Below are 11,280 nucleotides of genomic sequence, written 5' to 3' on the forward strand. Positions count from 1 at the left end.
GCCCCGTATCCAACAAAGGACATTGATGTGACCGAACCGAAGTGGCTCTCCGCCGCGCGGGCGAAGCTTGGCGTGCACGAAGCGCCCGGCCCCGCGAACAATCAGACCATCATGGGCTGGGCCAAGTCCCTGCCGATCAAGGTCCTCGGCATCGCCTTCAATGGAGATGCGACCCCTTGGTGTGGGCTATTCGCGGCGAAGTGCGTCGCCGAGGCGGGCCTGACGCCGCCCCCTATCGCGATCCGGGCGAAGGCTTGGGCGACCTGGGGCAAGCCGCTCGTCGCGTCGGCGCTGGCACCAGGCGCCGTGCTGGTCTTCGAGCGTGCGGGAGGCGGTCATGTCGGCTTCTATGTCGGCGAGGACGACACGGCCTATCGCGTGCTCGGCGGGAATCAGTCGGACGCCGTGACGGTCACTCGCATCGCCAAGGATCGGTGCATCGCGCGCCGGTGGCCCGCTGACCTTCCGGTGATCGGCAAGCCGGTGCGGCTGTCCGCAGCTGGACTGCCTCTGTCGAAGAACGAGGCATGAAAGTCGTCGCCCTCCTGGTCCGCTTCTGGCCTGCACTTGTCGTGCTGGCGATGGGTATCTGGGTGGCCCGGCTAGACCATCTTCGCGCCGACTATAGGCAGACGCTGACCAACGAACGTGCGGCTCAGACCGAGGCAATCGCCGCGGGGGAGCGAGCGCGCCTCGCCGACCAAGTGCGCTTCGCCCAGCAGCAAGCCGCCGCGACCCAGACCTATGCCGCCACGCTGGCCGCCCGCCAGCCCCTCATCATCCACTCGAAAGACACGGTGACACGCTATGCGCAGACTGATGCTGGTCGCGCTCTGTGTCGCGCCCCTGACCGGGTGCGCGACATCGACGCGCTCGATGCCCTACTCGCCCGAGATCCCGCCGCCCCCGGCAGCAGCGGGGGAGCCGTGCCGGCCGACGGCACAGCACCGCCAGCCGGACGGTAGCGCCAGCGCGGCCGACGATGACGCGACGATTCGCGATGGCCGCTTTGATCTGGCCGACTGTGACGCCAAGCGCCGCATGCTCTGGGACGCCTGGCCCCGCCGCTGATTTTCCACCTGAAAGGACTGACCTATGAGGACCCTCCTATGGGTGGGCGCGGCCGCGCTCGCCTGTCTCTCGTCGAGCGCGGCCGCGCAGACCTACCCCAAAATCATCGCCCCCTCGACGATCGTCCCGCCCTCCGGCGTCGCCTATTCGGACGCCGATGGGTCGACGAAGGTGGCGTCCCCCGCCACGCCCCTGCCTGTCACTGCGGTCGCGCGGACCGAGGCGGTGCAGCTTATCGCCGCAAGCTCGTCGACCGGGACGCAGACCCTATTTGGCGGAAGCTATGCCTTCGCCCAAAGCTGCATCAATTATAACGGCCAGTCGATCACCCTGCGCTATCGCGGCCCCGATGGGGCGACCATGCAAACCGCCGCCACGAAGACGGCGACGGATGTCTCGCTGGTCGCTGTCCCCGCAGGCGCGGTGATGGATGCCACGGTTCCTTCGGCCGCCATCGGCTGCAATGCTTCCATGACGAGGATCCCGCAATGAAGATGACCCGCCGCGCGCTGATCGCCGCTTCCTGCCTGTCACTGGCCGCCGGTGCAGCCGCCCAGACGATCGTCATTGGCGGTCAGACCGGCTTTCGCGACCTGACGATTCGCTCGACTTATTCGATCCCGATCACGTCGACCGGCAGTTTCACCAATATCGCGCGCTGGGCCGAGAGCCGTCGCGGGCGGCTGTGGCTGCGCAATCCTGCCGGATCGCCGGGCAGCATTAAAGTCGGCACCAAGGCGGGCACCCAGAATAAGGCGCTCGACAGCTATTCGACGACCGCGCTCTACACTCTAGCCCCCGGCGAGGAGGTCTATGAGGAGAATGGCGGGCTCGCCTGGCTGGCTTGGTCGGCCGATACCACGGCACCGGCCGATCTCACGCTGGTCATTGAGGTCGAATGTCTGGTCGCACCCGCGACCGCAGCGACCACGACGGTCAAGCGCGCCGTCACGACGTCAGGCCGTAAGCAATTCAGCGTCGCAAATCCGACCACCTATGCCGATGCCGGGCTGATCGGTCCAAGCAAGGACGGCTCGCTGATCTTCCGGCGCAAGGCGGGAGCATCTGGCACGCTGGGATGGGCATCCGCTGCGGCCTTCGCGGCCGATCCGGTCAATGTCGTCTGGACCTATTGTGACAATGCCGTCGCGCCGAATGATGCGTCGGCGGGTTCGGGCATCGTCAGCGTTTTCGAGACGGAAGACGGCGAACTCCTCATCGGCCTCATTTCGTCGGGCTCTTTCGGATCGATCCGCAAGTCGTCGGGCTGGTCCGCAAATCGCCAGACCGCGACCTTTACTCAGGTGCTGTCGATCGGTGGGACCAAGCCCGATCAGGAATACAGCCTCCATCAGTGGGCGGCGCGCGGCGCGACGGTGTGGGCCGCGGAAAGCGGGCCGCAGACAGCCGGTGGATCGGGCAATGTGTCCACGGACAATGGCAGGGCGGTGCGGCTGTGGCGATCTGACGATAATGGCAACGGCTCAAGCTGGGTGGTGGATCTTGATATCCGCGATTTCGCCGCGTCTCAGGGTGTGCCCTACCCGGCTGGTGTGCATCTCCATGGCTATGCCTATGACGCCGTCGCGAAGCGCCTGTGGGTCTGCTATGGCGACGACACGGGCCAAGGCGACGATATTGCCGGACTGGCGAATGCGCAGGTCATCTATAAGGATGATGGCACGACGACCTGGCAGAAGATGGCGCTTCCCCTGAATTGGAAAGCTCCATCGTCGACCGTCAATTCCAATCAGTACATCACCGCCGCGCCTTTGGCCGACGTGGTCGTCTTCACCGCCGATGTGTCCAAGCCTATCGCCCCCTTCGCAATGCGCCGGTCGACCGGGACGATGGAGCTCTTAGGCTCAACCGATCAGCCAGGCCTCAATGGCCGCGTCACCCGAACGGGCGGCGTCGTGGTGATGCCTGGGCTCGTGACCGGCCGCGCGGCGGGGACATACAAGGCCAAAGCCATGCTTTCGATGGACGAGCTGTCCTATAATGAGGTGTCGGTGCCTCACACCTTGTCGGCGTCGGGAGCGTCCGGGGCGAAATGGGGCATGGTCGCTGGGAGCAAGATCATCCTCCAGCTGGGCGGTAATGGCGCGGGCTTCGTGGTGGCCGATCTGGCGTATAGCTGATCGGCGACGGGGGCGGCAGCGTATCGCCGCCCTCACCCCGTTGACCTTCGTTCTCTTTCTGTTCCATCATGACCAGCGCAACGAATCGCTGGAACCTGGACATGATGCAGCACGACCCCCGGCTGCGCGCTGCCGCGCGCGCCATCTATGACGCATGCTATCCGACCGAGGAATGGAGCGAGCTTTCCTTCGCCGAGGCGGAGAAATATGCGACCGTCCAGTATCGACAGGCGGTAGACGGCGCACTGGCAGCGCGGGCAATCTTGGCGGCGGCTGGCGAGCAGCTGGCCCTTCCCGTGGCGTGACCCCCGACCAGCGAGCGCGGATCGTCTTCATGGGGCTGGTCGCGCCGATCATCGCGGCGGCGACCGCTAAGCCGGTGGAGTGACGGAGGGTTGACCCACGCTTCCGAGCGTGCGATTCTTAGTGTGCAACCACAGAGGTTTCGCGTCGCTCTGACGCTAAGCCGTCCCCGCTCTGCTTCGGCATCGGGCTTTGCAGAGGGTGGCGCTACGGTGTCACCCTCAACCTTTAGGCGGATCGTACAAACCGGCAGCCTTGTCCCGCTCGAAATAGATCGCGCTTCGCTCCGACACAACGCGCTCGGTCTGGAGCGGCAAGAAGCAGCCATGGCCCTGATACATGAACAGCGTCCGACCGGTGCATCCTGGCGTGCGGCACGATGGACGGCGATCGATCAGGCAGAAGTCGCGGCCCACCTTGTCGATCAACGCCGGTATATCGACGTCGACGCACGCCCCGCACCTCGGGCATAGCGCGCGGACCAGTTTGCCGTCGTCCGCCATATTCCCGAGCGTCTCCACCCACGTCGGGAACATCTCGCCATTCTTGTACACCGCGACTCGCCTCCTCGTGGCGAGGCATGTTCGCTATTCGTTCGGTGTACGAAAGGGCAACATGTAACGATTTCTTACACGTTGTCGCGACGTGTCAACGAAACGCGGTTTTCTTTATACGTCGCTCACCTTCACCACCTTCCACCCCGCGTCCTCGATCGCGCGGAGGGCGGCGGTGGCGTGACCCGACCATTCACCGCGCGTCAGCATATCGACGCGCGGGTCATGCCATTGGCGATCGTCTACCATGCCATGCATACGAACCGCCACAGCCTCGATCAGCGGGTTATCGGTCATGCGACGGTATCCTCTTTAATGCAGCTTGGCAGTCATGTTGAGTGGCTTCCGCGCGAGCCATGTGGGTGCCGCAGTATTGGCATTCGATCATATCAATGACCGGCCCTGTCTGTATGGGGCAGTCACAACGCCCTCTGACGAACGTCGAGCCGCAATCGCGGCAATACATTTGAATGGCTCCCATCACTCCCCTCCCCCATGCGCGCGGACGCGAAGCCTACGGGCTGTCGTCATCCGCATGGGCTTACCATGGGTCCAGTCTTGAGCGCGGTGCGTCTCTGACCTGCCATCGTGGCCGTAGTAGATGACCTTTGTGCCAGCCGCGTTGGACGATATGGCGGCGGCATCTTCGTCAGGCTCGAACAGCGCGATCTCGACCAGCACGTCTACCTCGTTGCTGCTCTCTTTCAGCTTTTCCACGCGATCGGCGAGCGCAAGCAGCTTATTCATGGCCCTGGCTCCTGATGGCGGTCTCAATCTCGGTTGCAGCAATTCCCCGTCCAGTAATGACCGCGACCGCTTCGTCATCTTCGTGCCAGCGCAACAGATCGGCGTCAGTCTTCTCGGCATAGGCGCGGACTATCCCCGCCTCCCGCATGATCTTCGCGTCGGTGTTGGTCATGGCTCCACCTTCTTCTGAATGGTAAAGCGCAAGGTGGTGATATCGTAACCACGCGCTTCCAGTTCCTCGACCAGCGATGGCCGCTCTTCATAATTGAGAGACGGGAAAGCCGGAGCCATCCGGCGCTCAGTGAACGCGTGCATAAACGTCCGAGCGTCTGACTTGTCCGCCCCCTTCCCGCCCCAAGCGGCACATATGTCAGGATCATCATGTCGGCTCGGTCGGCCATAAGCGATCTTCACCTCACCCGGCTTTGCGATCGGTATGCGGAACCGCTTACCGCTCATCGCCGCCTCCGAGGGCTTTGCGGGCTGACATGGCGCGTTCGAAAATATCCGGCTTCCGCTTCGGCTCGGTGCGGCGCAGCTTGGCGATCTGCTCTGGATACCAGCGATCAGCGGTGTTGCCGTTCCACGATGCTATCGCGTAGCGGTCATGCACCTCCTTGATAACAACCGTATACACGGCATCGCGGCTCATGGTGGTATTGCCCATCTTCACGCGACGCACCTGAAACAGCCGGTCACCTGGCTTGATGGTGGAGAACGCGACCATTTACTTAGCCTCCAATGCTGATTTTGCGGGGGCTGGCGGCAACGGCATCCAGTGGGTGGGCACGTCAGCGCCAATACCGCCCATCTCGTCTGTCTCGTTTGGAATATAGCGCTCGGTCAGCCAGACGCCCCAAGGTTCATACCAACGGGCAAGCTCGACACATGACCACGGCTCCCGAAGCCAAAGCATGATCCGCGTACCGTCTCTCGGGGCATCCTTCGCATCCCGCCACCCCGCCTCCCTCAGCCGCGCGTTTTCCTGCGTGAGGGTTTCGAGGGTGGTGGCGGCTTCGGTTGTCGTCTCATAAACGGATGGGCACGCCTGCTTAGGCGTTGGCCCCCCACGAGTTCGCCAAGCCGCAATCAGTCGCAGCCGCTCGGTCAGGTCGGTCATGCTGCTTGCTCCGGGTAGCGGGCGGGGGCTGGCAATGTCGTGGGCTGTGGCGCACCTAGAGCGGCCGCGATTGCGCGAGCTTGGAACAGCGCCTTCACCCGCGTTAGCTCGCTAATTATCTGCGTGTTGTTCATTTTGCCGACCTTTCCGCCATGAGCGCAAAAGCGATTGCGGTGATTGCTGTGTCGACACGAACGGAGGCAGAGGCGCTTGGCACGCCTTGCTCGACATAAGTGGCGAAGACAGGTGGATAGCTTTCGGTTGGCTCTCGCATCGCGCCGGCAAGGTAGCCGCGCGCTTCGGCAATGATCGCTTCTAGATCGGTCGGTTTTGCCATGTGATCATACCTGTGGGGACAAGTGCAGCCAGAAGGCCCGTAGACCGCTGAGCCGATGCATTTCGGTGGATGCGCGCCGGTGCCGCACATCAGAAATCGCCGGTTTTTGGAGCGAGGCCATGCCGGATTCCGCACCGGGTACAGATGCATTCACCATACTGATCGAACGTAATCTTTGGCAGAGAAGCGCGGCCGCCGGGATGCCAGCTACCAAGCGCGCGCCGGACCTCATTGCGCCAGCCGGTCAGTGCCTGAGTAATTACGGTCTGCTCGCCAGCGCCAAGGCTGCTACGCGTACAGATGAAGCTGGTGAGGTTGGCCTCGGTCAATTCCAAGGCCTCCCGCATCCGCTGCTTGTGAGAGGTATCGCTCATGCTGCCTCCTTTGCAAGGAGAAAGGCGATCGCCTCGTCAGCCATGAAACGGAGACGAGGGCGGATCATGTCTTCCGTCCAACCCGCTGCCTTCAGCATGTCGATACCAGCCTGAACCAGCGTCCGAACCTTGGCGATGTCGTTGGCGGTGTAGGTCACTGCTTGTCTCCGTTACGTATAGACGTTATATAGCGTATATACGATGGCAGCAAGGGGAAAAGTATGTTGTACGTCATGGGCGGAGACGAGGGGCCGCTCAAAATAGGTCGCGCCTTGCGGCCCAAATCTCGGCTTCACTCCGTGCAAACGGGGTCGCCACGGCTAATTCGGCTGTTGTTCGAAGCGCAGGCTCCTGATGGCCTTGACGCGGAGGCAGAAGCGTTGGCGCACATGGCGTTGCGAGAGTCCTGGGTTTCGGGAGAATGGTTTGCCGTTCCACTTGACACCGCGCGCTCCGCTATCAACGAGGCCATCCATGCTGCGGCGCGAGGTGAAAGGGCGTTCGGGAAATCCATGGGCAGGAAGCCACTTGGCGGAACAGGCGAGAAAACGGTGATGGTGCCGATGCGTTGGGCACCGGCTTTATTAGCGCGCGTCGATGAAGCGCGTGGCGACCGTGATCGCGCAGCGTGGATACGTGAGGCCGTGGCTGAAAAACTCGACCGCGAATCGGGCGATCAACGCTAAGTCAGGTTCCCACAAGACGCGTAACGCTATGGAATCACACGACAAGAACGAACAGTGAATTGTGGGAAGAGCCACTGAAAACACACAGGAATTTGTGTTCACGGCTGAAACACGGGTTCGATTCCCGTAGGGGTCACCAGCTTCGCTCGGAAGCGCGGAAATCCAGGATTTACGCCAGCTTCACCGTCCGCAGGTATAGAGGACGGGTATAGAAGCGCATGGTGCAGATGATCACCCCCTGGAAGCATCCACAGACCGGGATCTACTATCTCTACAAGGAGCTGCCGCCCCATCTTCGCTCAGAAATGGGCAAGCGCCAGATCCGCCGATCGCTCAAGACCCGCGACCCCGCCGAGGCCAAGCGGCTGTTCGTCCTGGCGCACGCCGAGCTCGAGCAGGAGATGGCCGCCGCCGAGGCGCGCGTCGCTGCCCAGAAGCTCGCCGACGAGATCTCTCCCGAGCGGGCCAGGGTGATCGTCGACGAGTTCATCCGAACCAGACACGCTAGTGGAAGTTGGGCACGCTGGCCCACGCTGGGCCTCGTCTACTGGCTCGAGGAGGCGGCCCGCTTCGCTCTTGGCGTCGACATCCCTGTTGCGATGCTTCCTGCTGACGACAGCGCGGAGGAGCTGATCAAGAAGCGCGGCCACCCTCTGCCAGGCGACGGCTGGCTGGCGATCGTGCGGCAGACCTCGCCATCGGATTGGCTGAAGGCGAGCCGGACGGTGCTCGACGAGGTCAAGGACCAGGACCCGCCGGTGGCGCAGATCCCCGCCAATCACCTCCTGATCATGCAGGCGTGGAACGCGCGCGTGCGCGAGGACAACGATCGCCTGCGCTCGGACATCGATGCGCCTCGCCGGACGGCGTCGAAGCCGCGTCTGCGTCCGGACCTGCGCTTTCGCGAGCTGCTGACCCTCTGGAAGGAGGAGAAGAAGCCTCGAGCACAGTCGTGTTCCGAGGTCGAGCGCGCGACGGAGGACCTGATCGACTATCTCGGCGACATACCCGTCGAGACGCTAACCTCCGACATGCTGATGGACTATCGCGACGAGGCCAGGAAGCTGCCGGCGAGCATGCCGCGGGCCGATCGCGCCCTGCCCTTCAACGAGCGGCTTGCCAAGCACGAGCACAGCGATACGCCCCGGGTCAGCGCGACGACATTGAAGAAGCGGATCGGGTCCATCCAGGCGCTGATCGGCTTTGCGCACCAGCAGCGCTGGATCACGCACAACGTCGGCACCGGCGTCCGGATCATCGGCTTCAGCCGGGCGGCCCGCGGCCGACGCAGCTTCATGCCCGGCGAGCTGGCGCAGCTGTTCTCCAGCGACCTGTTCGTACGCCCCGACCTGCTGCTACGCCGACGCACGGCGGTCAGCGACGTCACGCTCTACTGGTTGTTTCTGCTCGGGCTGACATCCGGTGCCCGGCTCGAGGAAGTCGGGCAGGCGCGCGTCGCCGACGTGAAGCTCGATGGCCAGATCATGTACATCGACATCGACGACGTGGCGGCCGACACGGCTGACGCCAGCCTTCCCGACAAATCTGTGAAAACGCAGGGGTCGCGCCGGATCGTTCCGCTTCATGGTCACGTCCTCGCACTCGGCTTCGGCCGCTATGTCGATGCGCTGAAGAAGGCCGGCATCGATCTGCTCTTCCCCGATCTGCGCCCGAACCCGTTCGGCAAGCTGACCAAGGAAGCGAGCCGTCGTCTCAACCGCCACATCAACGCGGTGGTGAGCACCGACGAGCGGCTCGTCTTCCATTCGCTCCGCCACCGCTTCAAGGACGAGGGACGCAGCGTCGACGTCCAGGAACGCGTCCTCGACCAGCTCTGCGGCCACGTGCCCGCGACCGTCGGCGGCCGCTACGGCGAGGGAGCGGACATCGCGGCGCTGAAGCGCGCTCTCGACCGGCTTCAATTCGACTCCGTCGACTGGGAACGTCTGCGGGCTGCGGCAAATGTCGTGAAATGGCCCGTCGTGGCGAACGAGATCGTGACGCGTGCGAGAGCCGCCGGAGATCGGGCATGACCGAAGATGACGATCGCGACGAGTTGAGCGTCTACCTCGTGTTCACGCAGCCCGATGACGAGCTCGTCCAGGCCGCGCGAAGCCTGGCGGGCGCGGGCGCAGCGCTTATCGCCTATGCGGCCGGCTTCTGCGGAACTGCGGACCTCGTCATGCAGGACGGGCAGCCGTTCAGGATCGAGGTCATTGCTACCTCGCTTCCCATGGACGGCGTCGTGTACATACGCGCTCTGGACGGTGACGAGCCGATCGCGAGCATCGAACGGCGCTTCCTGGCGCCATAGCTGGGACTTGCTTGGGGATCTGCCGTCTCTCGGCACGGCAGACCCCAATGTGACATGTCCCGAGCCCGATGCTATCGCCATCCCTCATGGCTAATACCTATCACGAATTTTAATTCGAACACGGCTGAGCGTACGACCAGTTTACACCACCCTTTGCGTAAACAGCAGCCGGCACGTTCCTATCTGTAAAAAAATATCAGTAGCAGGGCAGAAATCTGCCGAAGACAGTGGCTCCCGTGAGCCGGCCGGTTCCAGCGCCCTCGGGCGTGCGGTGTCGCATCCGCAGGCGAATCACGGGACTACGATACGCTGAACATCTGACCACCCACTCTTCGAACGGGCGGCCGGCGTCGGCGGCAACGGAACCCCCGCGCATCAAGCCGGCCCCGCCCGCACGGAGAGCCATATCATGAAGAATGCAAAGCCCATCGCCATTCACCTCGACCGCCTCGCCGCCGCCCTTGCGGAGCAGGGTATCGACCTGAAGCGCTCGCAACTGCTCGAGGTAGCGGCCGCCGCCTTCGGTCACCGGTCCTCCAACGAGACCTCGAAGCTGTCGGAAGTCGGCGCCCTCACGCCTCCCAGTGCCCAGCCGATCGGCCAGCTGGATCTCGGCTCGGACAGCGTCGTGCTGGTGCGCGACGCAGCGACCGACATGCCCTATGCGATTGCCCGGTCGTTCCTGGACGGCATCGAGGATGACCGCACGAAGCACTTCGCACCCACTCCGTATGGTGGCCTGGCGGATCTGAGGCGCGTGACCGTCAGCGAGATTCCGCTGCTGACGCGTCCCCTTCAACCCGCACCGAGCGAGTCAAACGAAGACTGGCGCGCCGTCATCCAGACGGGCTACGGCTTCCACGGCCACACCTTCTTCTGCGAGAGCACGGCCGCGGACCTCGCGATCGAGATCGCGTCCTGGTGCGTCGAGCACTGGAACGATGCGCAGACGCATGGCCAGAAGGTGCCGACCGCCGAACAGCGCAAGCGCCTGAGCGACCTCGAGGTCATCCAGATCTACTTCGAGGCCATGGCCGGACGCGAATGTCTCCTCATGGAGGAATACGAGAGCCTGACCGACATCATCGAGGGACTGCGCAGCGGGATCGCCGAGGAGTCCGCTCCGCGCCCGGACACGCGCCCCTCTCTCTCCGCTTCCGTCCGCGACGGACGGTTCCGTGCCTATCCGAGGACAAGCCAGCCGTCCGAGATGCCCGAGGAACAGGACTATCTCTCCTCGCATGATACGCTCGAGGAGGCGATCGCGGCCTGCGAGGCGCATCGCGCCGAGTACCAGGACGCGGCGGTCGCCGACCATGTCGCGCGCAAGTACTGGCGTGCATCGTGCGCCTGGAAGCCCCGCGACATGCCGGAGCTGGCGGTTTCCGGGGACCCTGACATCACCACCTTCCACCTCGACGCCAAGGACCTTCTCCAGGGCGAACTCGCCGACGAGCTGCGTCGCATCGGCGACATGCTGGACGACGGGTATAATCAGGGGGAGACGAGGAATCGCGGCTGGTGGTGGCTGAACTTCAGCTGAGCAGCCCCCACCGGGTGGTCCGGGTAGATAGTTAGTGCATTGTCGTCTCCGCCGCCATTGCCGGGCGCAGGTGGAGCGAAGCGGAACCGG

The 11,280-nt window shown here is 63.7% G+C and carries 19 protein-coding genes; 9 read left to right on the top strand and 10 right to left on the bottom strand.

Annotated elements, in window-relative coordinates; all coding sequences use genetic code 11:
• Positions 1-27 precede the first annotated feature (27 nt).
• The 5 genes from GGR45_RS15775 to GGR45_RS15795 all read left to right on the top strand — a co-directional run bounded on the left by GGR45_RS15775 (position 28) and on the right by GGR45_RS15795 (position 3,517).
• A complete protein-coding gene (locus GGR45_RS15775; protein ID WP_217497881.1) occupies positions 28-531 on the top strand; it encodes a TIGR02594 family protein in 504 nt (167 codons plus the stop codon).
• Complete coding sequence (locus GGR45_RS15780) at positions 528-965, top strand: hypothetical protein (protein ID WP_175310797.1); 438 nt, start codon at positions 528-530, stop codon at positions 963-965. Before GGR45_RS15775 ends, GGR45_RS15780 begins: the two co-directional genes overlap by 4 nt.
• Before the next feature lie 130 nt (positions 966-1,095).
• Positions 1,096-1,563, top strand: coding sequence for a hypothetical protein (locus GGR45_RS15785; RefSeq protein ID WP_175310798.1), 468 nt, complete (start codon positions 1,096-1,098; stop codon positions 1,561-1,563).
• Positions 1,560-3,212 carry a hypothetical protein gene (locus GGR45_RS15790; RefSeq protein ID WP_175310799.1) on the top strand — a complete coding sequence of 551 codons (1,653 nt, stop codon included), beginning with the start codon at positions 1,560-1,562 and terminating at the stop codon, positions 3,210-3,212. Before GGR45_RS15785 ends, GGR45_RS15790 begins: the two co-directional genes overlap by 4 nt.
• Positions 3,213-3,280: 68 nt before the next feature.
• A complete protein-coding gene (locus GGR45_RS15795) occupies positions 3,281-3,517 on the top strand; it encodes a hypothetical protein (RefSeq protein ID WP_415640774.1) in 237 nt (78 codons plus the stop codon).
• Positions 3,518-3,736: 219 nt separating this feature from the next.
• Here GGR45_RS15795 and GGR45_RS15800 read toward each other — a convergent pair whose 3' ends face one another.
• From GGR45_RS15800 to GGR45_RS15840, 10 genes are all read right to left on the bottom strand, one after another.
• Positions 3,737-4,051 (bottom strand): hypothetical protein, encoded by a 315-nt coding sequence (locus GGR45_RS15800; protein ID WP_175310800.1) that lies wholly within the window; start codon positions 4,049-4,051, stop codon positions 3,737-3,739.
• 132 nt (positions 4,052-4,183) lie between these two features.
• Positions 4,184-4,366: a hypothetical protein gene (locus tag GGR45_RS15805; protein WP_175310801.1), complete on the bottom strand. Its 183-nt coding sequence runs from the start codon at positions 4,364-4,366 to the stop codon at positions 4,184-4,186.
• A 183-nt stretch (positions 4,367-4,549) separates the two neighbouring features.
• Positions 4,550-4,816, bottom strand: a complete 267-nt coding sequence (locus GGR45_RS15810) for a hypothetical protein (RefSeq protein WP_175310802.1) — start codon at positions 4,814-4,816, stop codon at positions 4,550-4,552.
• Positions 4,809-4,988 (bottom strand): hypothetical protein, encoded by a 180-nt coding sequence (locus GGR45_RS15815; protein WP_175310803.1) that lies wholly within the window; start codon positions 4,986-4,988, stop codon positions 4,809-4,811. The genes GGR45_RS15810 and GGR45_RS15815 overlap by 8 nt, the downstream gene beginning before the upstream one ends.
• A complete protein-coding gene (locus tag GGR45_RS19865; protein WP_281394137.1) occupies positions 4,985-5,107 on the bottom strand; it encodes a hypothetical protein in 123 nt (40 codons plus the stop codon). The genes GGR45_RS15815 and GGR45_RS19865 overlap by 4 nt, the downstream gene beginning before the upstream one ends.
• A gap of 157 nt (positions 5,108-5,264) precedes the next feature.
• Positions 5,265-5,543: a hypothetical protein gene (locus tag GGR45_RS15820; RefSeq protein ID WP_175310804.1), complete on the bottom strand. Its 279-nt coding sequence runs from the start codon at positions 5,541-5,543 to the stop codon at positions 5,265-5,267.
• On the bottom strand, positions 5,544-5,936 hold the full coding sequence (locus GGR45_RS15825) for a hypothetical protein (RefSeq protein WP_175310805.1): 393 nt from the start codon (positions 5,934-5,936) through the stop codon (positions 5,544-5,546).
• A gap of 130 nt (positions 5,937-6,066) precedes the next feature.
• A complete protein-coding gene (locus GGR45_RS15830) occupies positions 6,067-6,273 on the bottom strand; it encodes a hypothetical protein (RefSeq protein ID WP_175310806.1) in 207 nt (68 codons plus the stop codon).
• Positions 6,274-6,362: 89 nt separating this feature from the next.
• Complete coding sequence (locus GGR45_RS15835) at positions 6,363-6,647, bottom strand: hypothetical protein (protein ID WP_175310807.1); 285 nt, start codon at positions 6,645-6,647, stop codon at positions 6,363-6,365.
• A complete protein-coding gene (locus GGR45_RS15840) occupies positions 6,644-6,805 on the bottom strand; it encodes a hypothetical protein (protein ID WP_175310808.1) in 162 nt (53 codons plus the stop codon). Before GGR45_RS15840 ends, GGR45_RS15835 begins: the two co-directional genes overlap by 4 nt.
• Before the next feature lie 75 nt (positions 6,806-6,880).
• Between GGR45_RS15840 and GGR45_RS15845 the strand changes: the two genes are divergently transcribed.
• The 4 genes from GGR45_RS15845 (at position 6,881) to GGR45_RS15860 (ending at position 11,190) form a co-directional block, all read left to right on the top strand.
• Positions 6,881-7,333: a GIY-YIG nuclease family protein gene (locus tag GGR45_RS15845; RefSeq protein WP_246358264.1), complete on the top strand. Its 453-nt coding sequence runs from the start codon at positions 6,881-6,883 to the stop codon at positions 7,331-7,333.
• Between the two features lie 218 nt (positions 7,334-7,551).
• A complete protein-coding gene (locus GGR45_RS15850) occupies positions 7,552-9,366 on the top strand; it encodes a site-specific integrase (protein ID WP_175310810.1) in 1,815 nt (604 codons plus the stop codon).
• Positions 9,363-9,647, top strand: coding sequence for a hypothetical protein (locus GGR45_RS15855; protein WP_175310811.1), 285 nt, complete (start codon positions 9,363-9,365; stop codon positions 9,645-9,647). Before GGR45_RS15850 ends, GGR45_RS15855 begins: the two co-directional genes overlap by 4 nt.
• 409 nt (positions 9,648-10,056) lie before the next feature.
• Positions 10,057-11,190, top strand: a complete 1,134-nt coding sequence (locus tag GGR45_RS15860; protein ID WP_175310812.1) for a hypothetical protein — start codon at positions 10,057-10,059, stop codon at positions 11,188-11,190.
• The last annotated feature ends 90 nt before the right edge of the window (positions 11,191-11,280 follow it).

Origin of the sequence: Sphingomonas zeae, from assembly GCF_014197135.1 — a bacterium.
Classification (GTDB): Bacteria; Pseudomonadota; Alphaproteobacteria; order Sphingomonadales; family Sphingomonadaceae; genus Sphingomonas; species Sphingomonas zeae.

Coding starts and splice junctions, on each gene's coding strand:
- GGR45_RS15780 (WP_175310797.1), top strand. CDS start 528: ATGAAAGTCGTCGCCCTCCTGGTCCGCTTCTGGCCTGCACTTGTCGTG.
- GGR45_RS15785 (WP_175310798.1), top strand. CDS start 1,096: ATGAGGACCCTCCTATGGGTGGGCGCGGCCGCGCTCGCCTGTCTCTCG.
- GGR45_RS15790 (WP_175310799.1), top strand. CDS start 1,560: ATGAAGATGACCCGCCGCGCGCTGATCGCCGCTTCCTGCCTGTCACTG.
- GGR45_RS15795 (WP_415640774.1), top strand. CDS start 3,281: ATGACCAGCGCAACGAATCGCTGGAACCTGGACATGATGCAGCACGAC.
- GGR45_RS15800 (WP_175310800.1), bottom strand. CDS start 4,051: ATGTTCCCGACGTGGGTGGAGACGCTCGGGAATATGGCGGACGACGGC.
- GGR45_RS15805 (WP_175310801.1), bottom strand. CDS start 4,366: ATGACCGATAACCCGCTGATCGAGGCTGTGGCGGTTCGTATGCATGGC.
- GGR45_RS15810 (WP_175310802.1), bottom strand. CDS start 4,816: ATGAATAAGCTGCTTGCGCTCGCCGATCGCGTGGAAAAGCTGAAAGAG.
- GGR45_RS15815 (WP_175310803.1), bottom strand. CDS start 4,988: ATGACCAACACCGACGCGAAGATCATGCGGGAGGCGGGGATAGTCCGC.
- GGR45_RS19865 (WP_281394137.1), bottom strand. CDS start 5,107: ATGGCTCCGGCTTTCCCGTCTCTCAATTATGAAGAGCGGCCATCGCTG.
- GGR45_RS15820 (WP_175310804.1), bottom strand. CDS start 5,543: ATGGTCGCGTTCTCCACCATCAAGCCAGGTGACCGGCTGTTTCAGGTG.
- GGR45_RS15825 (WP_175310805.1), bottom strand. CDS start 5,936: ATGACCGACCTGACCGAGCGGCTGCGACTGATTGCGGCTTGGCGAACT.
- GGR45_RS15830 (WP_175310806.1), bottom strand. CDS start 6,273: ATGGCAAAACCGACCGATCTAGAAGCGATCATTGCCGAAGCGCGCGGC.
- GGR45_RS15835 (WP_175310807.1), bottom strand. CDS start 6,647: ATGAGCGATACCTCTCACAAGCAGCGGATGCGGGAGGCCTTGGAATTG.
- GGR45_RS15845 (WP_246358264.1), top strand. CDS start 6,881: ATGGGCGGAGACGAGGGGCCGCTCAAAATAGGTCGCGCCTTGCGGCCC.
- GGR45_RS15850 (WP_175310810.1), top strand. CDS start 7,552: ATGGTGCAGATGATCACCCCCTGGAAGCATCCACAGACCGGGATCTAC.
- GGR45_RS15855 (WP_175310811.1), top strand. CDS start 9,363: ATGACCGAAGATGACGATCGCGACGAGTTGAGCGTCTACCTCGTGTTC.
- GGR45_RS15860 (WP_175310812.1), top strand. CDS start 10,057: ATGAAGAATGCAAAGCCCATCGCCATTCACCTCGACCGCCTCGCCGCC.